The following is a 23,718-nucleotide window of genomic DNA, read 5'->3' on the forward strand; positions in this document are numbered from 1 at the left end:
ATGACCCTGCATATCCCCTTCGACAACAGCTATGTCCGACTGCCCGCGGCGCTCTACTCGCGTGTCGATCCGACACCGGTCAAGGCGCCCGCGCTGCTCGCCTGGAACGCCGCCCTCGCGGATGAGCTGGGCATCGCGGGCACGCCCGACCCTGCCGCCTTCGCCGGAAACGCGCTGCCCCGGGGGGCCGAGCCGCTCGCCCAGGCCTATGCCGGACACCAGTTCGGCGGCTTTTCGCCGTCGCTCGGCGACGGGCGCGCACTGCTGCTGGGCGAGGTGGTCGACCGCGCCGGCACGCGCCGCGACATCCAGCTCAAGGGCTCGGGCCTCACGCCCTATTCCCGCGCCGGCGACGGCCGCGCCTGGCTGGGGCCCGTCCTGCGCGAATACGTGGTGAGCGAGGCGATGCATGCGCTCGGCATCCCCACCACACGCGCGCTGGCCGCCGTCTCCACCGGCGAGACGATCCAGAGAGAGACCCGCCTGCCCGGCGCGATCCTGACACGCGTCGCGACAAGCCATCTGCGGGTCGGCCATTTCGAGTATTTCGCGGCGCGCGGCGACACCGAGTCGCTCCAGGCGCTGTTCGACTATGCCGTCGAACGCCACGACCCGGCCGCGTCCGACCCGCTGGCCTTCCTGAACGGGGTGATCCGGCGGCAATCGTCGCTGGTCGCGCAGTGGCTGGGCATCGGCTTCATCCACGGCGTGATGAACACCGACAACACCAGCATCAGCGGCGAGACGATCGACTACGGCCCCTGCGCCTTCATGGATGGCTATCATCCGCAAACCGTCTTCAGCTCGATTGATCAATACGGCCGCTATGCCTTTGACAATCAGTCCAAAGTCCTGCCCTGGAACATGGCCAAACTCGCCTCCGCGCTGCTGCCGCTCATGCCCGATCCCGATGCCGCCATCGCCCCCTTCACCGACGCCGTCCACGCCATGCCCGACCTGATCGAGGCCGACCGGCTCCGGGCATTCGCCGCCAAGATCGGCATCGCCCGGCCGCGAGCCGAGGACCACGCCCTGATCGAGGAACTGCTGTCGCTGATGCAGGCGGGCGGCTCGGATTTCACGAATACCTTCCGCGCCCTGCTCACGGATGACGCCCGCGACCAGATCGCCGACCGCGCGGCCTTCCTCGACTGGACCGCACGCTGGCACGACCGGCTTGCCGACGAACCCGGTGCGCCGGATCTCATGGCGCGCAGCAATCCGGCGGTCATCCCCCGCAACCACCTGGTAGAAGAGATGATACAATCCGCGGTTGCGGGCGACCTGGACCCGTTCGAACGGTTGATGTCCACCCTGGCCACGCCCTACCAGGCGCCCGCGGACACCTCCTTCACCAAACCTCCCACGCAGGATCAGGTTGTCACCGCAACCTTCTGTGGCACCTGACGTTTCTCATCCAGCACCGATCCGGAGCGACCGGGCGAAATGGCCTCACGTCGGCGGCGTCGCCGCCGCGCGCGCCCGCCCGTTCCCCCGGGCGCGCGGCTTGCGGTTGATCAGCACGATCCCGACCGAGACCAGGGTCAGCGACAGCAGCACGGACCAGCGCAGCGTCTCGTCCAGCAGCGCCCAGCCCATGAACACCGCCAGGACCGGCGTCAGGAAGGAAAAGCTCGCCACGGTCGCGGCCGGGTAGCGCTTGAGCAGATAGAACCAGGCGAGAAACCCCAGGCTCGCCACCAGCAGCACCTGGTAGGCCATCAGCCAGATGTGCTCCGGTCCGGGATCCCGCAGCACCGGGCCGAACAGCGGCGCAATGGCCAGAAAGACCACCGCCGAGACCGACAGCTGCCATATCTGCTGCGCCTCGGGCGGCGCCTCGGATATCCGGGTGATCCGCACCGTCAGCGCGATGGCCGCCCAGCCCAGGGCCCCGACCAGCGCAAGCACGTCTCCCAGCAGGCTCGCCTCGCCGCCTGAGCGGTCCGCCAGCACGATCACGACCCCCGCGAAGGCACAGACGAGACCGGCCACCTTCTGCGGCGTCAGCCGTTCCCCTGGGATCAGGAAATGCGCCGCCAGGCTCAGGTGCATGGGCATCGTGTAGAAGATGATCGAGGCCCGCGAGACGCTCGTCATGTCCAGCGCAGTGTAGAGCGCGGCGAATTCGATCGAGAAGAACAGCCCCAGCGCGAGCCCCGGCCAGAAATTCCGCCTGAACGGCCCGAGGCCGAGTCCCCGCACCCGCACCCAGGCCAGGACCACGAGGCAGGCCAGGAGCGACCGGAGACCCGCCTGGAAGATCGGCGACAGGCCGGCGTTGGTCAGCTTCATGACGATCTGATTGCCCGCGAGGACGGTGGTGAACAGCACAAGCGCGGCGAATCCCGCCGGATCGAGATGGTCTTTTCTCATGGCGCGCATCCCATGCCCGCCATACGCCGGCGTCAATCGCTATTTGCGCCGCTTTCGGAAGAACCGGGGATTGCGCGCAACGAATTCGTCGATCATCCCCGTCAGCCCGCCGAGCGCACGGCCCCGCAGGTAGGCATAGCCCACCCCCGCGCCGACCAGCGCGCCCGCCATGTCCACGATCAGGTCGCTCATCGTGTCCCTCAGGCCCGATTTCTGCATGTTGAATCCGAAGGACTGGTCCATGGCGAATTCGAACACCTCCCACATCGCCCCGATGGCCAGGGCGAAGCAATAGGCGAAAAAGGCGATGGCCGAGGGCGGCGCCGCGAACCGGTCGCCCTGGAACATCATGAAGACGAGGACGAAACCGATCAGTCCGAAGCCGATGGCCGATCCGCCGTGCATGGCAATGTCCCACCACCAGAACCGGTAGTAGAAATCGAAGACCTCGCCCAGAAAGATCGTGCCCCCGACAAAGGCCACCACGGCGAGCATGAAGCTCGGCGGCACCCGGATCTCGGCCCATCTGGCGATCAGCACCGGCACCAGCGACAGCGCCAGCGTGGCGAGCGCGATGAAGGCCAGCGACAGACGCCAGGTGATCAGCGCCTCTGCCGCCGCAAAGATCAGCGCCAGCCAGATCAGGCGCGTCAAAAGGCTCTGGTCGCGGAACACGGGGTGACATTCCTCTCGCGGGACTGAATCCTTGCCCAATGAAAACGCCTTCGCTCACCATCGCAACCTGGAACCTGCAGAAATGCGTCGGCATGGACTTTCGCCGCGACCCGGGCCGCAGTCTCGAGGTGCTGCGCGACACCGGGGCCGAGATCGCGGTGCTGCAGGAGGTCGACAAGCGCCTCCCGCCCCGGCCCGCCGCTCTCCCGCGCGAAATGGCCGAGGCGGCGGGATGGACGGTGCTGCCCTTCGGCCGGCTCGGCCCGGGCGGCTCCTCGGTCGGCTGGCACGGCAATGCGATGCTCGTCCGCCCCGGCATCGAGGCCGACAGGATCGACCGGGTCCACCTGCCCGGCCTCGAGCCCCGCGGCGCGATCGAGGCCGAACTGGCCACCGCGATCGGCCCCCTCCGGATCATCGGCGTCCACCTCGGCCTGCGCCGCCGTGACCGGCTCGGGCAGCTCCACGCCGTCGCCACCCATCTCGAACGGCGCCCCCGGATGCCCACGCTGCTGGCCGGCGACATCAACGAATGGGGCAGGATCGCCGTGCTCGACCACGTGCTCGACGGGCTCGACTTCCTCGACAGCCCGCCCAGCTACCCGGCCCTGCGCCCGGTCGGGGCGCTCGACCGCTTCGCCCTCTCACGCGACCTCCGGGCCCTGCACCCGCCCCGGGTCCACCTCGCCCAACCGGCCCGCATCGCCTCCGATCACCTGCCCCTCTTGCTCACCCTCACCGGCGGACAGGAGTGCTGACCCGAGGCACGACGCCGGCCGAGCGCCCCCGCGCACGCATCGCCGCCCGGTCCTCGCCTTGGCTCGAGAAACCTTCGGCCACCCCACCCTCGCCGCCGACCACGATCCCGGAGACCCGACGCCCACCGCCCGAACCGGCTCCGCCCGCCGGTCCATGCGACAGGTTCAGACCGTTCTCCAAAAAAAAGAGAAACGCTCATTCTGCGAGGACCGCCCCCCCTGCGCCGAAACCGCCCGGCTCCCGACAGCCCACAATATGAAGAACACAGACGGCCCAGCACGCGACGGCAGGGCCCCATCCCGGCCGCCCCCCCCTTCTTTGGTCCGGAAAATATCCCGGGGGTGAATTGAGCCGCAGGCTCAAGAGGGGGCAGCGCCCCCTCTTTCCCCTTGATCGCGCACCTCCGGTGCGACAGGGAGCAGCGCCCCCTCTTTCCCCTTGATCGCGCACCTCCGGTGCGACAGGGGGCAGCGCCCCCTCTTTCCCGTTGATCGCACACCTCCGGTGCGACAGGACCATGGCGCCCGTCCGCTCCTCGCCCCGGCCGACGCGCGCACTGGACACCGACCCGCCCGCTGATAGGCTCCACCGAAAGAACAGGAGCCATCCATGACACTCGACGCCGTCCTCTCCCGCATCGACACCGATCTCGACGCCGCGACCGACCGCCTGCGCGACCTGCTGCGAATCCCCTCGATCTCGACCGATCCGGCCTACAAGGCCGATTGCGACCGCGCCGCCGATTGGCTCGTCGAGGATCTGGCCTCTCTTGGCGCCACCGCCGAAAAGCGCCCCACTACAGGCCATCCCATGGTGGTCGGTCACATCGGCGACGGCGGCCCGCATCTGCTCTTCTACGGTCACTACGACGTGCAGCCGGTGGATCCGCTCGAGCTATGGGACCGCGACCCCTTCGACCCGCAGGTCGAGGACACGCCCGAGGGCAAGGTCATCCGCGGCCGCGGCGCCTGCGACGACAAGGGTCAGCTCATGACCTTCATCGAGGCCTGCCGTGCCTGGATCGCCGAGAACGGCCAGCTGCCCTGCAGGATCACATTCTTCCTCGAGGGCGAGGAGGAAAGCGGCTCGCCCTCGCTGATCCCCTTCATGAAAGAGAACGCCGACGAACTGAAGACCGACATCGCGCTGATCTGCGACACCGGCCTCTTCGACGCGAAGACCCCCGCCATCGTCACCATGCTGCGCGGCCTGCTGGGCGAGGAGGTGACGATCACCGCCGCCACCAAGGACCTGCATTCCGGCATGTACGGCGGCCCCGCGATGAACCCGATCCGGGTGCTGTCGAACATCATCGCCGGCCTGCATGACGAGACCGGCCGCATCACCGTGCCGGGCTTTTACGACGGCGTGCCCGAGCTCTCGGACGAGATGCGCGCGCAGTGGCAGGGGCTGAACTTCGACCATGCCGCCTTCCTGGGCGATGTCGGGCTCTCCGTTCCGGCCGGGGAACAGGACCGCACCCCGCTCGAGATGATCTGGTCCCGCCCCACCTGCGAGGTCAACGGCATCCAGGGCGGCTATACCGGCGACGGGTTCAAGACGGTCCTGCCCTCGAAGGCCAGCGCCAAGATCAGCTTCCGCCTCGTCGGGCAACAGGACCCGCACGCCATCCGCGAAAGCTTCCGCGACTATGTCAGTTCCCAGCTTCCCGAGGATTGCGAGGTCGAGTTCCACGGCCACGGCGCCAGCCCCGCCGGCCAGATGGAGATCGACAATCCCGCCTTCGAGGCCGCGCGCAAGGCCCTGTCCGACGAATGGCCCAACCCGGCCGCCTATATCGGCTGCGGCGGGTCGATCCCGATCGCGGGCTATTTCAAGACCATTCTGGATACCGACGCGATGCTGATCGGCTTCGGCAAGGACGATGACCAGATCCATTCCCCGAACGAGAAATACGACCTCTCGTCCTTCCACCACGGCATCCGGAGCTGGGCGCGCATCCTCGACGCCCTGACATGATCCCGGGCTTCGACAGCGGCACCGCCCCGGTCAACGGTCAGCGGATCGCCTGGTCCGCCGGCGGAGACGGCGCGCCGGTGCTGCTGTTGCACGGCTTCCCGCAGACCCGCGCGCTCTGGTCCCGGATCGGTGCGGCGCTGGCCCGCGAGCACCGGGTCGTCGCCGCCGACCTGCGCGGCTACGGCGAGAGTTCGAAACCGGACGGGGTGGCAGACTACACGTTCCGCGAGATGGGCAACGACATGGCCGCGCTCATGACCCACCTCGGTCATGACCGGGGCGGCCGCACCGCGCATCGCATGGCGCTGGACCACGGGGACCGGATCGCCACACTCCAGCTTCTCGACATCATCCCGACGCACCTGCTGCTGACCCGGCTGCGGCGCGAGACGGCGCTGGCCTATTACCACTGGTTCTTCCTCGCCCAGCCCGAACCGATGCCGGAACGTATGATCGGCGCCGACCCGGACGCCTTTTTCGACGGCTGCCTGATGGGTTGGGGCGCGGCGGATGCGGGCGATTTCGATGCCGGTCAGCTTGAGCTCTACCGCACGGCCTGGCGCGATCCTGACACGATCCGCGGCATGTGCAACGACTATCGCGCCGGCGCCACCCTGGATGTCGATCTCGACGCCGCCGACCTCGACCGCCGCATCCTCTGCCCGACCCATGTCCTGTGGGGCGCCGACGGGGTCATGGGGCGACAGTACGACGTGCCCGCGACATGGGCCGACCGCTGCGAGGGCACGCCCCGCGCCACGCCGATCCCCGGCGGGCATTTCTTTCCCGACACCGCGCCCGACGCGACCGCGGATGCGCTGCAAGGCTTCATCGCCGATCACGCCGCCTGAGCGTCAGAAGAGCCCCGTGAACCGCTCGGGCAGGACGAACTGCAGGTCGCGCTCCACCCGGTCGAATTCGTAGAAGCCCGTATCGCCGCGGGGTCCGAAGCTCTCGGCCATCTCCCGGCGATAGGGTTTCATGTCGAACCCTTCGGCCATGGGCAGATCGGCGAAGGCCTCGAAGAGCGCCCGGTCGTCCCCCCGCGCCTCGGCAAACCAGTGCCGTCCGATCGCCGCCTCCGAGACGCTCTCGACGCCGACCGCCTCGGTCACCGCGTTGCGCCGGTCCATCGCCTCGGCATAGGCGGGGAAGTCGCAGAATTTCAGGTGGAAGAGGTAGAGATTGTCCGGCGCGTTGAGCGTGTCGTACTGGGTGTAATGCCCGCCCCGCGCGATCTTGGTCGCGGTCGAGACGACACAGGGTTTCGAATAATGCGGCGCCAGCCGGACATGCCGACGCGGCCCCAGCACGCGGTCGCTCACCGGGTCCGCCTCGCGGTCGATCCGGTGGATCACCTCGAGGCCGAGGGGCGTGAACACCCGGTTCGCCCGGCGCCCGGACAGGAATTGCAGAAGGTTCTTGCCGGTCTGCGGATCGACCGCGACGATCTCGTCCACGTCGCCGACGATCACGTGGTCGTAATAGGACCGCAGCCCCGCGACCAGCCCGTTCAGCAGCCGCCAGCGCTTGGCATCGAAGTTCCGGTGATGCTCGCCCGGGATCCCGATGACATTGGCCTTGCGCGCCATGGTCGCGACACCCTCGCCCCGGCCGTGATTGACGACATAGCAGTTCGCGGGCCCCAGCATCCGCCCGTAGTAGTCCAGCCAGATCCGCAGGAAGAAGAGATCGTCGCGCACCATGGTGATCGCGCAGGCGGTGGATTGCATGGATAAGCCTCTGTCTCGGTCGCCCCTTGGGGGAATGTCCGCTTGTTTCCCGCCACAGGAGAATCGTAAAACGGGACGGACCGCAACCGAGGACGCCATGCTCCCCGACAGTTTTGCCGAAACCGGACGCCATGCCCTTCGGGTCCGCGCTGTCCCGCCCGCCATGTACCAGGTGATCGGCGAACGCGGCTCGGGGACGAACATCCTGCGCAAGCTGATCGACTCCAACATCGACATCTTCCGGACCGAGGCGCTCGGGTGGAAGCACGGATTTCCCCGGATGCTGGCGGTGCCCGACAACCTGCTGACCGTGGTCTGCATCCGCGACGCCCGCGACTGGGCGCTGTCGATGCACAAGCGGCCCTGGCATGCGCATCCCCTGATGCAGCACCTGAGCTTTTCCGATTTCATCCGCGCGACCTGGCGGGCCAGGGTCGACCGGATCAGCGATTTCGAGACGATCCACCCCGAGCTCGACGCCGTCGGCGCCGAGTTGCAGTTCGACCGGCACCCGCTGACCGGCCGCCCCTTTTCCAACCTCTTCGCGCTGCGCCGCGCCAAGCTCGAGTCGCACCTCTCCATGCTGGAGCGCGGCGGAGACGTGGCCATCATGCGGATGGAGGCGGTGCTGGCCGACCCCGAGGCCGCGCTGAACTGGCTGGCGGACAGGTTCGAACTGAAAAGACAGGGGAAGCTGAAAGAGGTCCGCGCCCGCCTCGGCAACCGCTTCAATCCCTCGACCGGCCCGACGCCGCGCCCCGAGACGCCCGGGGCGATGTCGGACCGCGATCTCGAATTCCTGCGCGCCCAGCTCGACGACGCCCTGGAGGCGCGGCTGGGCTACGTCTACTGACGCGACAAGGTGATCTGCGAGGGGGTGAATGGCGCGGTTGACGGGGCTCGAACCCGCGACCTCCGGCGTGACAGGCCGGCACTCTAACCAACTGAGCTACAACCGCGCGTGAGGGGCGGGATAGGCCATGCCCTCCGGGCCGTCAAGTGGGAAATCGTCCCTCCGGCGCCCGCTGGCCGCGCAAAAACAAAGGCGCCCCCGAAGGGACGCCTGTTCAGGGCAGTGGCGCGGTTGACGGGGCTCGAACCCGCGACCTCCGGCGTGACAGGCCGGCACTCTAACCAACTGAGCTACAACCGCGCGGCTGCCGTGGCGGACCTCTTAGGATCAGGACGCGACCGCGTCAAGCGGGAAAACCCGCCGCAACCGCCGATCCCGCCGGGGCGCCCTGTGGCCATCCCCGCATCCCCCGCGCTATCCTGTGCCCGACCCTGCCCGACCGGAGGCCCGATGCTCCTGCGCCTGCTGCTTTTCGTGTTGATGCTGACCCCCGCCGGGGCGCTCTCGCAATCCCGCGCCGAGGTGGAGACGCAGTTCCGCGCCTGGCTGGAAACCACCGTCTGGCCGCGCGCCCGCGCCCGTGCGGTCAGCCGCGCCACGTTCGACCGCGCCTTCGCCTCCACCCGGCTGGACTGGTCCCTGCCCGACCTGCGCCCGCCGGGCAGCGACGCGGACGTGCCGACGCTTCAGCGCCAGTCGGAATTCGGCGCGCCCGCCCGGTATTTCCGCCGCGGCGCTCTCGATGGCGCGACCTCGGTCGGCCGGCAGATGGCCCGCCGGCACGCCGCCGCCCTGACCCGCGCCGAACGCGCCACCGGCGTGCCCGGCCGCATCATCCTGGCGATCTGGGGCCGCGAGAGCGGGTATGGCCGCGCGGCGATCCCGCATGACGCCTTTCGGACGCTCGGCACCCTCGGCTTCATGGGAAGGCGCGCCGCCTATTTCACCGATGAACTCATCGCCGCCCTGCAGATCGCCCAGGCCGGCCACGCCCCGAGCGCCGCGATGAAGACCAGCGCGGCCGGCGCGCTCGGCCAGCCGCAGTTCATGCCCAGCAGTTTCATGAAATACGCCGCGGACGGAAACGGCGACGGCCATGCCGACATCTGGCGGTCCGAGGCGGACACCATCGCCTCGATCGCGAACTACCTCGCGCGGCACGGCTGGGTCTCCGGCCGGGACTGGGGATTCGAGGTCACGGTCCCCGCCTCCGTCTCCTGCGCGCGGGAAGGCCCCGACCGGGGCCGCCCGATCGCAGAATGGGAGGCCCTCGGCATCCGCCGCGTCTCGGGCCGCCCCTTTCCCGGGCACGAACGGGCCGGCGAGGGCTATCTGCTGATGCCCGCCGGCCGCCACGGCCCGGCCTTCCTCGTGACGCCGAATTTCTACGTGCTGAAGGACTACAACATGAGCGACCTCTACGCGCTCTTCGTGGGCCATGTCGGCGACCGCATCGCCTTCGGCTCGGGCGACTTCGACGCCCCCTGGGGCGCCGTCGGCCGGATGACCCGTTCCGACATCGCCACCATCCAGCGCGCCCTGGAACGGATGGGCCTCGATACCGGCGGCATCGACGGCCTGCCCGGTTTCCGCACCCGCCGCGCCATCGGCCGCTGGCAGGAGAACACCGGCCGTCGCGCCACCTGCTTCCCGACCCCGTCGATGGCCGCCGCCTTGAAATGATCACACCGCGATGCAAGGGATGGTGGGTGATGAGAGACTCGAACTCCCGACATCTTCGGTGTAAACGAAGCGCTCTACCAACTGAGCTAATCACCCGTGCGGGTCGCCTTAGCAAACGCACGGGTCCCCCCGCAAGAGGCATATGACCGACCCCGCGTATATCGTCTTCAGCGATCTCGACGGCACGCTGCTGGACCACCACGATTATGGCTGGGCCGCCGCCCTGCCCGCCCTGTCGCGCCTGCGCGCGCAGGGGATCCCGGTGGTTCTCGCCTCGTCCAAGACCGCCGCCGAAATCGCGCCGCTGCGCGCCGAGATGCGCCTGCAGCACTGCCCGGCCATCATCGAGAACGGTGCGGGCATACTCGAGCCCCACGCCGATGCCGATGCCGCCGGCGACGACTATGCCCGCCTGCGCGAGGCGCTGGAGGGCCTGCCGCCCAACCTTCGGGCGCGCTTCCGCGGCTTCGGCGACATGACCGACGTCCAGGTCGCCGAGATCACCGGCCTCCCCGCCGCCTCCGCCACCCTCGCCCGCAGGCGCGCCTTTTCCGAACCGGGGCTCTTCTCCGGCGACAGCGCCGCGCTCGACACCTTCGTCGATGCCCTGCGCGCCCAGGGCGTCCGGGCCCGGCGCGGGGGACGGTTCCTCACCCTCTCCCTCGGCGGCACCAAGGCCGACCGGATGGACGAGATCGCCGGACGCTACGGCGCCCCGGTGACCATCGCGCTCGGCGACGCGCCCAACGACATCGAGATGCTGGAACAGGCCGATCACGGCATCATCATTTCCAATCCCGACGGCACACCCATGCCCGTTCTGACGGGAGAACGGGCAGGTCGCATCCGCCGCAGCGAAAAACCGGGCCCCGGCGGTTGGAACGAAACCGTCCTCAGGCTAGTTTCGGAACTGGCACGCACATAGGGGGACGATCCGTGGCGGATTTTCATCAGAACGGCAATATCGCCACGATCCACAACCTGCGCACACGCACCACCGAGGACCTGACCTACGAACTGGTCAGCTATTCCGCCACCCGCAAGATATCGCTCATCCTGCCCTCGCTCTATTCCGAGCTCGAGGGCGAAGCGCTGCCCCGCATCCTCGAGGAACTCTCGCAGGTCCCCTATATCCATCGCATCGTCATCGGGCTCGACCGCGCCGACGAGGCCCAGTACCGCCACGCGCGCGAATTCTTCTCGGTCCTGCCGCAGAACCACGTGGTGATCTGGAACGACAGTCCCCGCATGAAGGCGATCGAGGACCGGCTCGAAACCCTCGGCCTCGCGCCCTCCGAGCCCGGAAAGGGCAAGAACGTCTGGGGCTGCATCGGTTTCCTGCTGGCCTGCGCCGACAGCGAGGTGGTGGCGATCCACGACTGCGACATCGTCACCTACGACCGGGACATGCTGGCGCGGCTGCTCTACCCGGTGGTCAACCCGAACTTTCCCTACCAGGTGGCCAAGGGCTATTACGCCCGCGTCGGCCATGAACGGATCAACGGCCGGGTGGCGCGGATGCTGGTCTCGCCCCTGCTGATCGCGATGAAGAAGGTGATCGGCGACCGCGACTACATCGACTACCTGCGCGCCTTCCGCTACCCGCTCTCGGGCGAGATGGCCCTCAGAACCGCCGTTCTGCACAACCTCCGCATCCCCTCGGACTGGGGGCTCGAGATCGGCGTCCTCTCCGAGGCCTGGCGCAACCTCGCGCCGAAATCCGTCTGCCAGGTCGAGATCGCGGATCACTACGACCACAAGCACCAGGACCTCTCGGCCGAGGACAAGTCGACCGGCCTCAGCCGCATGTCCATCGACATCTGCAAGGCGATCTTCCGCAAGCTCGCCGCCGACGGCACGGTCTTCAACGAAGAGGTCTTCCGCACGCTCAAGGCCACCTATTACCGCGCGGCGCTGGACCTGCTCGAGGCCTATTACAACGACGCGGTGATGAACGGCCTCAAGGTCGACCGTCACACCGAGGAAATGACCGCCGAACTCTTCGCCGAGAACATCATGGAGGCCGGCCGCGTCTTTCTCGACAATCCTTCCGAGACACCCTTCATCCCGACCTGGAGCCGGGTGCATGCCGCCGACAGTTCGCTGATGACCGACATGCTCAAGGCCGTCGCGGCGGATCTCAAGGACTACGGCTGAGCGGATCGCCCCGGCCGCCCGGCCCTGTCGCCAGCTCCCGTCCGAGGGCGGGGGACGACCCGCACAGCCGATCGAGCCCGGCAGAGGCTACCGCTGGCGCCCCCGATGCCGGACCTCTCGCCCACCACTCCCCGGTAGCGCCCGCCAACCGGTCGATGCGGGCACGCATACCTCCCCTGTACTCCGCAGCCCCGCACGCCGACCCGCCACCTGTCCCCGACTGAACCTGACACTCGCCTTCCGACCGCCGCCCCGCCCCACTTCTTTGGTCGGAAAAATATCCCCGCCGGAGGCACCGCCGGCCCTCCGCAGGAGGGTCGGCCAATGATCGCGTGCGCCGCAGGCGCGCAATCTGGTCACGCCCGGTTGGTGATCCAGCGGCACTGGTAGGGGGCGAAACGGATGCCCGTTTCCGCCGGGTCGATCCTGTCCCCCGAGATCAGGTCCACCCAGTCCTCGCCCTCGATCAGGTTGATCGCGAACGGGTCGATGTCCAGCGCATCCGCCGAGACATTGTGCAGCGCAAAGATCGACTGGTCCCGGTCCAGGCTCTGCCGCCAGAGACCGAAGATCCTCCGGTCCAGCTGCAGCGTGAACTGCGTGGCGTTGGGATGGAACCCGCGCTGGCGCCGGCGGATGTCGATCCGGCGCTTCATCTCTTCCAGAACGACATGCTGCGGCGTCGCCGGGTCGCGCAGCCGGTCCTGCAGCAACCCATAGTCCCACCTGTGCCGGTTGATGGCGCGGTTATGCCCGGACTTCTCCACCCCGTCGTAATCGTTCGGCGTCGCCAGCAGGCTGTGGATGTAGAAGGCAGGGATCCCCTCCAGAGCCATGACCAGCGTCTGCGAGGCCAGGAACCGCGGGATCTGAAGATCGTCCTCGCCGCCCGCCATGGTGCCCTTCATGGCATCGAACCAGGTGATGTTCAGCTCGTAGGGCGATTCCCCGCCCCCCGGCAGGGCCCGCATCGAGACCTTCCCGCCGAAGGCGCGCACCGTCTCGATCACCGCCGCCGTGTCTTCGGGCGACAGGATCCCCTCGGCCGGGCGCATCCCCACGCCGTCGTGGCTGGCGGTGAAGTTCAGATAGGCGCAGCCCAGCTGCGCGGGCGGCATCGCCCCTTGCCAGCGGATCAGCTTTTCCGCCGTTCCCGCCATCATCGCATGCAGCACCAGCGGCGGCAGGGAAAAGTTGTAGACGGCATGGGCCTCGTTCCGGTTGCCGAAATAGCTCAGGTTCTCCCGGTTCGGCACATTGGTCTCGGTGAGCAGAATGATCGGTTCCGTGGCGAAATCCGCCAGCAGCCGCATCAGCCGCACGATGGCATGGGTCTGCGGCATGTGGATCGACTTGGTCCCGATCTCCTTCCAGATGAAGGCCACCGCATCCAGCCGCAGGATGCGCACGCCGTTGTCCACATGCAGCCGCATCACCCGCAGGAATTCGAGCAGCACCTCGGGATTGGCAAAATTCAGGTCGATCTGGTCGTGGCTGAAGGTACACCAGACATGGCGCGGACCGCGCGATGTCTCGACCTCGCGCAAGAGGGGATGGGTCCGGGGCCGCACCACATCGGACAGGTCGTCCTCGGGCGAGGCTTCGAAGAAGAACCGGTCGTAGGGTTCGTGCCCCTGCAGATAGGCGCTGAACCATTTCGACTGGGACGAGACGTGATTCAGGACCAGGTCGGACATCAGCAGGAACTCGGAGCCGATGCGCTGGATATCCGCCCAGTCCCCCAGCACGGGATTCACCGCCCGGTAGTCCGTCACCGCAAAGCCGTCATCCGATGTATAGGGAAAGAACGGCAGGATATGCACGCCGTTCACCACGCCCGCCATCTCGCGGTGGAGGAAATCGCGCAGCAGGTCCAGCGGCTTGTGCTGCCCGTCGACGATGGAATTGCCGTAGGTGATCACCAGCGCGTCGCGTTCGGACCACTGCCGGTTTCCCGGCACGCGCCCGCGCTTACGGCTGGCGGTGCCCTCGGGCCAGAAGGCGTCGATGATCCGCTGCCCCAGGTCTTCGCCGTCGTGGTCGGGATAGATCTGTCCGATCAGCGTCAGCAGCCGGGCGCGAAAGGTTGCATCGATGTCGAGCATTTGTCCTCGGGGCTTTTCCTTCAGATTCCAGATCGCCGGAGGGGAGGCAAGGCAATTGCCCGGGTTTACCGGCCTGCGGAGGCATGTTGCTGATTTCTGCGCGCCGAGACTGCAAACCGCACCCCCGCGCCGACGGAACGTCGCCGGGCGAACCGGCTCGGCGCAGAATGGTCAGACCCATCGACACCGCATCGCCATGAAGCGCGCGCGGGCCAGGACAAGGTGGGGGAATGGTGGGTGATAAGAGATTCGAACTCCTGACATCTTCGATGTGAACGAAGCGCTCTACCACTGAGCTAATCACCCGTAGGCCGGTTCTTTAGCCTCAGTCGCCGCCCTCTGCAACCCCGTCCGCACGGCCTTTCGCCGGTTCGGCCGTGCCGGCATCCTGCCGCACCCGCAGTTCGAGCACGCGCCGGCCGCCGACCGTCTTCGCGCGCTTGGTCTTGATCTTGCCGAGGCCGGGCAGCGACACCGCGCGCCCCTGCCCCAAAGCCACGCCAAGCTGGCGCAGCACCTCTTCGGTCACCGCGCGCACCTTCGAGCGCTTCAGGCCGCCCGCATCGGTCACCGCCGCCAGCAGGTCCTTCATCCGGAAGTCGTCCGGTACCTCGGGTTCGGGCCTCCCGGCCGGGTTCAGCGGCGGCGCCGCAAGGTCGGCGGCACTCGACGCTTCGGGAGAATCGGATTTCCTGCTCGCCATGTCTCGCTCGCCTCGGACTTTTCCGGACCCTAGCGGACTTCGCCCGATCTGGCCAGTTTCGCCCCCGGCCGGCACACGCGGCATGGCCCTCGGATCAGAAGTTGGGCGATCGCGACGTCGCAGGAGGCCCGGTCCGCCTGCCGCGCACCTAGAAACGAAAACTGCCCCGCCGGGTGTGGCGGAGCAGCGTGTCTGTCAGCGAAAAGGCGGTCAGTGCGCGGTGGAACTCTGCTCCGCGCCCGCCGGCATCTGTGCGGCGCGGGCCATGGCGGCCGCGGCGGCGGCCTCCTCGTCCCAGTCGATCGCTTCGGGCTGACGCACCAGCGCCAGTTTCAGCACATCGCGGACATGGGTGACGGGGATGATCTCCAGCCCCTCCTTCACGTTGTCCGGAATGTCGGCCAGGTCCTTCTCGTTCTCCTCGGGGATCAGCACCGTCTTGATGCCGCCCCGCAGCGCCGCGAGGAGTTTCTCCTTGAGCCCGCCGATGGCCGAGGCATTGCCCCGCAGCGTGACCTCGCCGGTCATGGCGATGTCCTTGCGCACGGGGATCTGCGTCAGCACCGACACGATCGCCGTGACCATGGCCAGACCGGCCGAGGGCCCGTCCTTGGGCGTCGCCCCGTCCGGCACGTGGACGTGGATGTCCATCGTGTCGAAGCGCGGCGGCTTGACCCCGATCTCGGGCGCGACGGACCGCACGTAGGAGGACGCGGCGTCGATGGATTCCTTCATCACGTCGCCCAGTTTCCCGGTGGTCTTCATCCGGCCCTTGCCCGGCAGGCGCAGCGCCTCGATCTGCAACAGGTCGCCGCCGACCGAGGTATAGGCCAGTCCGGTGACCACGCCGATCTGGTCTTCCTTCTCGGCCAGGCCATAGCGGAACTTCTTGACGCCGAGATAATCGTCGACGTTCTCGGCCGTGACGGAAACCGACTGTTCCTCGCCCTTGATGATCTTGGTGACCGCCTTGCGGGCGATCTTGCCCAGCTCGCGCTCGAGGTTCCGCACCCCCGCCTCGCGGGTGTAGCGGCGGATCATCTCGGTCATCGCCTCGTCGCCGATCTCGAACTCGCCCTTGCGCAGGCCGTGGTTCTTGATCTGCTTGGGCAGCAGGTGCCGCTTGGCGATCTCGAGCTTCTCGTCCTCGGTATAGCCCGCCAGCGGAATGATCTCCATCCGGTCAAGCAGCGGCCCGGGCATGTTGTAGGAGTTCGCCGTGGTCAGGAACATCACGTTCGAGAGGTCGTATTCCACCTCGAGATAATGGTCCACGAAGGTGCCGTTCTGTTCCGGGTCGAGCACTTCGAGCATGGCCGAGGCCGGGTCGCCACGGAAGTCCTGCCCCATCTTGTCGATCTCGTCGAGCAGGATGAGCGGGTTCGTGGTCTTGGCCTTCTTCAGCGCCTGGATGATCTTGCCGGGCATGGAGCCGATATAGGTCCGGCGATGGCCCCGGATCTCGGACTCGTCCCGCACGCCGCCGAGGCTGATGCGGATGAACTCACGGCCCGTGGCACGCGCCACCGACTTGCCGAGCGAGGTCTTGCCGACGCCCGGAGGGCCGACGAGGCACATGATCGGCCCCTTCAGCTTCTTCGAGCGCTGCTGCACGGCGAGATATTCGACGATCCGCTCCTTGACCTTCTCCAGCCCGTAGTGGTCGGCGTCCAGAACCTGTTCGGCATTGCCGAGGTTCTTCTTGACGCGCGACTTGGTGCCCCACGGGATCGACAGCATCCAGTCGAGATAGTTGCGCACGACCGTCGCCTCGGCGGACATGGGCGACATGTTCTTGAGCTTCTTCAGCTCGCCCTCGGCCTTCTCGCGCGCTTCCTTCGACAGCTTGGTCTCGGCGATGCGGTTCTCCAGCTCGGCGATTTCGCCCTCGCCGTCCTCGCCGTCACCCAGCTCCTTCTGGATCGCCTTCATCTGTTCGTTCAGGTAATACTCGCGCTGCGTCCGCTCCATCTGCGACTTCACGCGGGTCTTGATCTTCTTCTCGACCTGCAGAACGCTCATTTCGCCTTGCATCAGGCCATAGACCTTCTCGAGGCGCTCGCTGACCGACAGCGTTTCCAGAAGCTCCTGCTTCTGCTGCACCTCGATCCCGAGATGCCCGGCGACCAGATCGGCAAGCTTGGCCGGCTCCATCGTCTGGGACACGGCGCTCAGCGCCTCTTCGGGGATGTTCTTCTTGACCTTGGCGTAGCGTTCGAATTCCTCGCCGACCGTGCGCAGCAGCGCCTCGACCGTCTCGGCGTCGCCGGCGACCTCGTTCAGGTACTCGGCCTTGGCCTCGAAGAAATCGGGGTTGTCGACGAAGTCCAGGATCTGCACCCGCGCCGTGCCCTCGACCAGCACCTTCACGGTGCCATCGGGCAGTTTCAGCAGCTGCAGGACATTCGCCAGCACGCCGGCGTCATAGATGCCGTCGGTCTGGGGATCGTCCTCGGCCGGGTCGATCTGACTGGACAGCAGGATCTGCTTGTCCTCCGACATGACCTCTTCCAGCGCCTTGACGGACTTCTCGCGGCCGACGAAGAGCGGCACGACCATGTGGGGAAAGACCACGATGTCGCGCAGAGGCAGGACGGGGTACGAAGGGTTGAGAGGCTCTTGCATGCTCTATCCTTAATCTGGGCAAAGCCCCCGGCCCCAGATATGGCAGCGCGCGGGCTTTCCTGTTCACGTATGTTGAATCTGGGGTGCCTGTTCTCGGATTCAACCGCTTGCCGCACAGTCTGCCTTTCAGCCCCCGCCCGCACAAGCGCGATATGAACGCGATTCGCCGAAAACAGTGCACAACCCTGTGGAAAGAGCGTTGCGCCCCCGGGCCCCGGCCCCGTCCACGCGCCCGGCGCCGGCCCCATCCGCGCAACCTCATCCTCGGGCTCGACCCGATCTCCCCGCACCGGAACGGCCCCGTCGTAACGAGTTGCCCGGATCGGGGCCGGGGATGAGGGCGTTCTGGAGAACGGAAAACGGCGCGCCATGCGACGCGCCGCTTCCTCGTGTGTCGAATTCCGGTCGGGACCGGTCGGGGATCAGTTCAGGGCCTCGTCCGTGATCTCGTGCGTCCAGGCGCCCTCGGGCTCCTTGGTGATCGCGGGATTGTCGGGCGAGACGGCCGACAGCAGGGTCGAGACGGTCTGGTCGTAATCCGCCGGGTCCAGCGCGCCGTCGGTGCCGGCGGTCAGCTTGGCGACCTCGCGGACCATGTAGACCTGGTGATCGAGCGTCTGTGCCCCGGTCTCGTCATTGTCGAGCACGATCTCGGCCGCTTCCTCGGGGTTCTCCTCGGCATATTTCCAGCCCTTCATCGAGGCCGCGACGAACCGTACCATCTTGTCCTTGAACTCCGGATCCTCGAGATCGTCCTCGAGCACGTAGAGCCCGTCCTCGAGCATGCCGAAGCCTTCCTCGAGATAGTTGAAGGTCACCAGCTCGTCCTCGCCGATACCGGCCTGCAGGATCTGGCGGTATTCGTTGTAAGTCATGGTCGAGATGCAGTCCGCCTGCCCCTGGATCAGCGGATCTGCGGAAAACGCCTGCTTGATCACCGTGACGCCGTTCTCGTCCGCGCCGTCGGTCTCGATCCCGAGCGAGGCCATCCAGGCATAGAAGGGATATTCGTTGCCGAAGAACCAGACGCCCATGGTCTTGCCGGGGAAATCCTCGGGCGATTCAACGCCCGTGGACTTGAGGCAGTTGACCTGCAGCCCGCCAGACTTGAAGGGCTGCGCGATGTTCACCAGCGGCACCCCGCGTTCCCGCGCGGCGAGACCGGCGGCCATCCAGGTCACGATGACATCGGCGCCGCCGGCCGCGATCACTTGTTCGGGCGCGATGTCCGGTCCGCCCGGCTTGATCGTCACGTCGAGCCCGGCCTCGTCGTAGAACCCCTTGTCCTGCGCGACGTAGTAGCCCGCGAACTGGGCCTGCGTGACCCATTTCAACTGCAACGTCACCTCGTCCTGCGCGGCGGCGGCCGATCCGAGTGTCAGCGACGCCAGCGCGGCGCCCAGCAATGCATGTTTCATTATTTATACTCCCTGTAGTTACCCTCGTTGAGAGGGGTGCCAGAACGTGACCTTGCGTTCGATGAAGGCCACGATACCGTAGAAGGCAGACCCGGCGATGGCGGCCACGACGATTTCCGCCCAGACCATGTCCAGCGCCAGCTGTCCCACCGATATTGAAATGCGAAAGCCCATCCCGACAATCGGCGAGCCGAAGAATTCGGCCACGATCGCCCCGATCAGCGCCAGCGTCGATGAAATTTTCAGCCCGTTGAAGACGAAGGGCATCGCCGCCGGCAGGCGCAGTTTCCAGAAGCCCTGCCAGTAGCTTGCCGCCCATGTCTTCATCTGGTCGCGCTGCATCTGCGTGGTCTCCTGCAGACCGGCGGTGATGTTCACCAGCACCGGGAAGAAGACCATCACCACGACGACCGCCGCCTTGGACTGCCAGTCGAACCCGTACCACATGACGAGGATCGGCGCCGTGCCCACGATCGGCAGCGCGGCGACGAAACTGCCCACGGGCATCAGCCCCCGGCGCAGGAAATCCCACCGGTCCACCAGAATGGCCGTTCCGAACGCCGCGAGACAACCGATCACGTAGCCCGACAGCGCGCCCTTCACCACCGTCTGCACGAAATCCTGCCACAGGATCGGCAGGCTGGCGGCGAACCGCTCGGCGATCATCGAGGGCGCGGGCAGGATCACCATCGGCAGGTCGAGCCCGCGCACGATCAGTTCCCACATGGCCAGCAGCGTCAGGCCGAAGATCGCCGGGACCCCCAGCTTCGCGGCCTGAGAGCCGGCGGCCGGTCCGTTGGCGATGCGGATGTTCAGCCACCACGCGGCGGCCCAGAGTACGAAGGCGGCGATCACCAGCGGCATGGAAGCATCCTCCCCGCCGCTGCGCACCGGGATTCCGTCTCCACGGTCGGGTGTCCTGCACCGGGCCCGGTCACCGCCCCACCCCCATCCGTTTCAGCGTCGCCCGTTCCATGGCCGCGATCGCCGCCACCAGGACCGCCGCCAGGATCGCCGTCGCGAAGAGGGCCGACCAGATCTGCACCGTCTGGCCGTAATAGCTCCCCGACAGCAGCCGCGCTCCGAGGCCGCGCGCGGCGCCTGTCGGCAGCTCTCCGACGATGGCTCCGACCAGAGACGCGGCGATGCCGATCTTGAGCGAGGCGAAGAGATAGGGCACCGAGGCCGGCAGCCGCAGCTTCCGGAACGTCTGGTCCCGCGAGGCGTTCCAGGTCCGCATGAGGTCGAGGTCCATCGGCGTGGGCGAGCGCAGCCCCTTGACCATACCGACCACCACCGGGAAGAACGACAGATAGGCCGAGATGATCGCCTTGGGCACCAGCCCCTGCACGCCGACCGAGTTCAGCACCACGATGATCATCGGCGCGATGGCCAGGATCGGGATCGTCTGCGAGGCGATGGCCCAGGGCATGACGCTCATGTCCATCGCCCGGCTGTGCACGATCCCGACGGCCAGAAGCACGCCGGCCACCGCGCCGATCCCGAACCCCACGAGCGTCGCCGAAAGCGTCACCCAGCCGTGAAACACCAGCGACCGCTTCGAGGTCACCTTCTTCTCGACCGTGGTCTGCCACAGTTCGATCGCCACCTGGTGCGGTGCGGGCAGGCGCGGCTTGTCCTGCACCCAGGTCTCGGCCCAGATATGCGGATTGCGCGCGGCGAGCGGGATGGCCCCCATCTCGCGCCGGGGGGCCATGCCCTCGGGCGTCACCGGCACCCCCGCCCGTTCCGCCTGCATGGCTGCGAAATGAATGTTCATCGGAATGCAGGCGACGTACCAGAAGGCCAGGATCGCGGCCACCACGGTCAGGACGGGCAGAAGCGACCTCATGCGCGCGTCCTCCGCCCGATGGTGAACCCGTCCCGCTCAGTCATAGGCATGTCCCGCCCGCAGCCCTTCGCGCACGCGGTGTGCCACCTCGAGGAATTCCGGCGTGTCGCGGATATCCAGCGGCCGCTCCTTCGGCAGCGGGCTCTCGATCACGTCGGTGATCCGTCCCGGACGCGGGCTCATCACCACGATCCGGGTCGAGAGATAGACCGCCTCGGGGATGGAATGGGTGACGAAACCGATGGTCTTTCCGGTCCGCTCCCAGAGCTTCAGCAATTCCTCGTTCAGGTGATCGCGCACGATCTCGTCCAGCGCACCGAAGGGTTCGTCCATCAGCAGGATGTCGGCGTCGAAGGACAGCGCCCGCGCGATCGAGGCACGCTGCTGCATCCCGCCCGAGAGCTGCCAGGGAAACTTGCCGCCGAACCCCGCGAGGTCGACAAGCTCCAGCACCTTTTCGACCCGCTCATTCTGTTCGGCCTTCGAAAAGCCCATGATCTCCAGCGGCAGCCGTATGTTGCCGGCGATGGTCCGCCACGGATAAAGCCCCGCCGCCTGGAACACGTAGCCATAGGCCCGCGCCTGCCGCGCCTCCTCGGGGGACATGCCGTTGACGGTCAGGGACCCGCCGGTCGGAGTCTCCAGCGCCGCGACGCAGCGCAGGAAGGTCGTCTTGCCGCAGCCCGAGGGACCGATGAACGAGACGAAGTCGCCCCGGTTGATGTCGAGGTCCACGCCCTTGAGCGCCTGCACGGCGCCGTCGTTCGTCTGGAAGGTCAGATCGAGGCCCTTGGCCTGGATCACAGCTAGATCGCTCACTCAGATCCCCGCCGGAATGTTCATCGGGTCCCGCTCGACCGAGCGCGGCGAGTTCAGTTCCTTCCACTTCGACAGCGCCTTGTGCGCCGAGGCGAAGGGCTTGCGCGGCACGAAGCGGCCGCGGCCCGGCTGCGGCTGGGAGTTCTGGCCCCAGGCCCAGATCACCTCGCCGCGCGAAAGGGTGTAGCGGGGCTGCGCGGTCACCTCGTAGCCCTCGAAGACGTTGTAATCGAGGATGGAATGGTGGTTCGAGGCACTGATCGTGCCGGTGATCGACGGGTCCCAGACCACCACGTCCGCATCCGCCCCGGGCACCAGCGCGCCCTTCTGCGGATACATGTTCAGGATTTTCGCGATATTGGTCGAGGTCACGGCGACGAATTCCTCGGGCGTCAGCCGCCCGGTCTCGACCCCGCGGGTCCAGAGCACGCCGAGACGCTCTTCCAGACCGTTCGTTCCGTTCGGGATCTTGGTGAAGTCGCCGACCCCCATCCGCTTCTGCTCGGACGAGAAGGCGGCATGGTCGGTCGCCACCACCTGAAGCGAGCCCGCCTGCAGCCCGGCCCAGAGACCGTCCTGGTGCTCCTTCCCCCGGAAGGGCGGCGACATCACGCGGCAGGCCGAATGCAGCCAGTCCTCGGACAGGTACTCCTCCTCGTCCAGCGTCAGGAACTGCGCCAGCGGCTCGCCATAGACGCGCATCCCCTTCTGCCGTGCCCGGCGGATCGCCTCGTGCGCCTGCTCGCACGAGACATGCACGATGTAGAGAGGCACGCCCGCCGCATCGGCGATGGTGATGGCGCGGTTCGCGGCCTCGCCCTCGAATTCCGGCGGACGGGAGCGCGCGTGCCATTCGGGGCCCGTCTTGCCCTCGGCCAGGAACTTCTTCTGCATCAGGTCCACCAGGTCGCCGTTCTCGGCATGGACCATGGGCAGCGCCCCCAGCTCCTTGCAGCGCGAGAACGAGGCGAACATCTCGTCATCCTCGACCATCAGCGCGCCCTTGTAGGCCATGAAGTGCTTGAACGAGTTCACGCCGGCATCGACCGCGTCCTTCATCTCGTCGAAGATCTTCTCGTTCCAGCCGGTGACCGCCATGTGATAGCCGATGTCGGAACAGATCTGCGGCGCGGACTTGCGGTGCCATTCCTCGATCGCGTTCCTGATGCTTCCGTCCTCGCCCGGCAGGCAGAAGTCGATCAGCATCGTCGTCCCGCCACAGGCCGCCGCCCAGGTCCCGGTCTCGAAGGTCTCGGCGGCGGTGGTGCCCATGAAGGGCATCTCCAGATGCGTGTGCGGATCGATCCCGCCGGGGATGACATAAGCGTCCGAGGCGTCGATCACCTCGTCGCCCTTCAGGTTCTCGCCGATCTGGGCGATCCGCTCGCCCTCGATCAGCACGTCCGCCTTCCACTGGCGGTCCGCCGTGACGACCGTGCCGCCCTTGATGACCTTGCTCATCCCCTGTCTCTCCTGTTTTCGCGACGTGTCCCGGCCCTGCGCCGGGGCCGCTTGTATGTTGTCAATCCCGCAAGGTCCCGGCGCGGGGCCGGGACGCATTCCGTCAGTCCGGAATGAATGCCGTGATGTCCTGCCAGTGCGGGTTGTGTTCCCCGATCAGCGCGTCCTTCCACCGCCGGCGCCACCGTTTCAGCCTGCGCTCCCGCAGGCGCGCCTCGGCCAGATCGCCATGCGTCTCGAACCAGACCAGCGTGTGGATGCCGTAGATCCGGGTATGCGCCTTCACAGCGCCTGCCCGGTGCTGCGCCACGCGCCGTCGCAGATCGGCGGTGCATCCGATGTAGATCGCGCCATGCGGACGCGACGCCAGGATATAGACGCAGGCGGTCATGTACCCAGTTCACCGCAGAGTGATTAACGGAACCTGAACGCACCGCGCGCCCCTGCCCCGGCCCTGTGCCGGGGTCCCTCCGAGGTTCGGGAACCCGGTGATGTCCCGCAACACGGCGGGGTCCCGGC

General features: G+C 67.2%; 20 protein-coding genes and 4 tRNA genes. 8 read left to right on the forward strand and 16 right to left on the reverse strand.

The features are described 5' to 3' along the window. A complete protein-coding gene (locus OB2597_RS08275) occupies positions 1 to 1,407 on the forward strand; it encodes a protein adenylyltransferase SelO (protein WP_009805092.1) in 1,407 nt (468 codons plus the stop codon). Positions 1,408 to 1,452: 45 nt separating this feature from the next. On the opposite strand, the gene OB2597_RS08280 is transcribed toward OB2597_RS08275, so the two are convergent. Both OB2597_RS08280 and OB2597_RS08285 read right to left on the reverse strand, forming a co-directional pair. After that, a complete protein-coding gene (locus OB2597_RS08280) occupies positions 1,453 to 2,376 on the reverse strand; it encodes a DMT family transporter (RefSeq protein WP_050759269.1) in 924 nt (307 codons plus the stop codon). Positions 2,377 to 2,415: 39 nt separating this feature from the next. Continuing rightward, positions 2,416 to 3,051 carry a hypothetical protein gene (locus tag OB2597_RS08285; protein ID WP_009805094.1) on the reverse strand — a complete coding sequence of 212 codons (636 nt, stop codon included), beginning with the start codon at positions 3,049 to 3,051 and terminating at the stop codon, positions 2,416 to 2,418. Between the two features lie 38 nt (positions 3,052 to 3,089). On the opposite strand from OB2597_RS08285, the gene OB2597_RS08290 reads away from it, so the two are divergent. From OB2597_RS08290 to OB2597_RS08300, 3 genes are all read left to right on the forward strand, one after another. Then, positions 3,090 to 3,809: an endonuclease/exonuclease/phosphatase family protein gene (locus OB2597_RS08290; RefSeq protein WP_009805095.1), complete on the forward strand. Its 720-nt coding sequence runs from the start codon at positions 3,090 to 3,092 to the stop codon at positions 3,807 to 3,809. A 610-nt stretch (positions 3,810 to 4,419) separates the two neighbouring features. Beyond that, entirely contained in the window at positions 4,420 to 5,790 is a 1,371-nt protein-coding gene (locus tag OB2597_RS08295; protein ID WP_009805096.1) for a M20/M25/M40 family metallo-hydrolase, read from the forward strand. Next, complete coding sequence (locus OB2597_RS08300; RefSeq protein ID WP_009805097.1) at positions 5,787 to 6,641, forward strand: alpha/beta fold hydrolase; 855 nt, start codon at positions 5,787 to 5,789, stop codon at positions 6,639 to 6,641. The genes OB2597_RS08295 and OB2597_RS08300 overlap by 4 nt, the downstream gene beginning before the upstream one ends. A gap of 3 nt (positions 6,642 to 6,644) precedes the next feature. Here OB2597_RS08300 and OB2597_RS08305 read toward each other — a convergent pair whose 3' ends face one another. After that, positions 6,645 to 7,523 carry a glycosyltransferase family 2 protein gene (locus OB2597_RS08305; RefSeq protein WP_009805098.1) on the reverse strand — a complete coding sequence of 293 codons (879 nt, stop codon included), beginning with the start codon at positions 7,521 to 7,523 and terminating at the stop codon, positions 6,645 to 6,647. Positions 7,524 to 7,620: 97 nt separating this feature from the next. On the opposite strand from OB2597_RS08305, the gene OB2597_RS08310 reads away from it, so the two are divergent. Further along, positions 7,621 to 8,376, forward strand: a complete 756-nt coding sequence (locus tag OB2597_RS08310) for a hypothetical protein (protein ID WP_009805099.1) — start codon at positions 7,621 to 7,623, stop codon at positions 8,374 to 8,376. Positions 8,377 to 8,405: 29 nt separating this feature from the next. Here OB2597_RS08310 and OB2597_RS08315 read toward each other — a convergent pair. Both OB2597_RS08315 and OB2597_RS08320 read right to left on the reverse strand, forming a co-directional pair. Next, positions 8,406 to 8,482 (reverse strand) — tRNA-Asp (locus tag OB2597_RS08315). A gap of 117 nt (positions 8,483 to 8,599) precedes the next feature. Continuing rightward, a tRNA-Asp gene (locus OB2597_RS08320) sits at positions 8,600 to 8,676 on the reverse strand. A gap of 150 nt (positions 8,677 to 8,826) precedes the next feature. Between OB2597_RS08320 and OB2597_RS08325 the strand changes: the two genes are divergently transcribed. Further along, entirely contained in the window at positions 8,827 to 10,059 is a 1,233-nt protein-coding gene (locus tag OB2597_RS08325) for a lytic murein transglycosylase (protein WP_009805100.1), read from the forward strand. 20 nt (positions 10,060 to 10,079) lie between these two features. Here the strand turns inward: OB2597_RS08325 and OB2597_RS08330 are convergent. Further along, positions 10,080 to 10,155: transfer RNA gene (locus OB2597_RS08330), tRNA-Val, on the reverse strand. Positions 10,156 to 10,201: 46 nt separating this feature from the next. Here OB2597_RS08330 and OB2597_RS08335 point away from each other — a divergent pair. Continuing rightward, positions 10,202 to 10,984, forward strand: coding sequence for an HAD-IIB family hydrolase (locus OB2597_RS08335; RefSeq protein WP_009805101.1), 783 nt, complete (start codon positions 10,202 to 10,204; stop codon positions 10,982 to 10,984). Between the two features lie 11 nt (positions 10,985 to 10,995). Further along, a complete protein-coding gene (locus OB2597_RS08340) occupies positions 10,996 to 12,216 on the forward strand; it encodes a glycosyltransferase family protein (protein WP_009805102.1) in 1,221 nt (406 codons plus the stop codon). Between the two features lie 356 nt (positions 12,217 to 12,572). Here OB2597_RS08340 and OB2597_RS08345 read toward each other — a convergent pair whose 3' ends face one another. The 10 genes from OB2597_RS08345 to OB2597_RS08390 all read right to left on the reverse strand — a co-directional run bounded on the left by OB2597_RS08345 (position 12,573) and on the right by OB2597_RS08390 (position 23,590). After that, positions 12,573 to 14,321, reverse strand: coding sequence for a sugar phosphorylase (locus OB2597_RS08345; protein WP_009805103.1), 1,749 nt, complete (start codon positions 14,319 to 14,321; stop codon positions 12,573 to 12,575). Positions 14,322 to 14,552: 231 nt separating this feature from the next. Continuing rightward, positions 14,553 to 14,627, reverse strand: a tRNA-Val gene (locus tag OB2597_RS08350). 19 nt (positions 14,628 to 14,646) lie between these two features. Continuing rightward, positions 14,647 to 15,024: an HU family DNA-binding protein gene (locus tag OB2597_RS22140; protein WP_009805104.1), complete on the reverse strand. Its 378-nt coding sequence runs from the start codon at positions 15,022 to 15,024 to the stop codon at positions 14,647 to 14,649. A gap of 210 nt (positions 15,025 to 15,234) precedes the next feature. After that, positions 15,235 to 17,649: an endopeptidase La gene (gene lon, locus OB2597_RS08360; protein WP_009805105.1), complete on the reverse strand. Its 2,415-nt coding sequence runs from the start codon at positions 17,647 to 17,649 to the stop codon at positions 15,235 to 15,237. A 422-nt stretch (positions 17,650 to 18,071) separates the two neighbouring features. Continuing rightward, positions 18,072 to 19,067, reverse strand: a complete 996-nt coding sequence (locus OB2597_RS08365; protein WP_009805106.1) for an ABC transporter substrate-binding protein — start codon at positions 19,065 to 19,067, stop codon at positions 18,072 to 18,074. A gap of 18 nt (positions 19,068 to 19,085) precedes the next feature. After that, the gene (locus tag OB2597_RS08370; RefSeq protein WP_009805107.1) at positions 19,086 to 19,931 is read right to left on the reverse strand and encodes an ABC transporter permease; all 846 of its coding nucleotides are present in this window, start codon (positions 19,929 to 19,931) and stop codon (positions 19,086 to 19,088) included. 70 nt (positions 19,932 to 20,001) lie between these two features. After that, positions 20,002 to 20,919: an ABC transporter permease gene (locus tag OB2597_RS08375; protein WP_009805108.1), complete on the reverse strand. Its 918-nt coding sequence runs from the start codon at positions 20,917 to 20,919 to the stop codon at positions 20,002 to 20,004. A gap of 36 nt (positions 20,920 to 20,955) precedes the next feature. Further along, a complete protein-coding gene (locus tag OB2597_RS08380; protein ID WP_009805109.1) occupies positions 20,956 to 21,723 on the reverse strand; it encodes an ABC transporter ATP-binding protein in 768 nt (255 codons plus the stop codon). A gap of 15 nt (positions 21,724 to 21,738) precedes the next feature. Further along, entirely contained in the window at positions 21,739 to 23,199 is a 1,461-nt protein-coding gene (gene hydA, locus OB2597_RS08385) for a dihydropyrimidinase (protein ID WP_009805110.1), read from the reverse strand. A gap of 103 nt (positions 23,200 to 23,302) precedes the next feature. Next, positions 23,303 to 23,590, reverse strand: coding sequence for a GIY-YIG nuclease family protein (locus tag OB2597_RS08390; protein ID WP_009805111.1), 288 nt, complete (start codon positions 23,588 to 23,590; stop codon positions 23,303 to 23,305). Positions 23,591 to 23,718: the final 128 nt, after the last annotated feature.

Source organism: Pseudooceanicola batsensis HTCC2597, from assembly GCF_000152725.1.
GTDB lineage: Bacteria > Pseudomonadota > Alphaproteobacteria > Rhodobacterales > Rhodobacteraceae > Pseudooceanicola > Pseudooceanicola batsensis.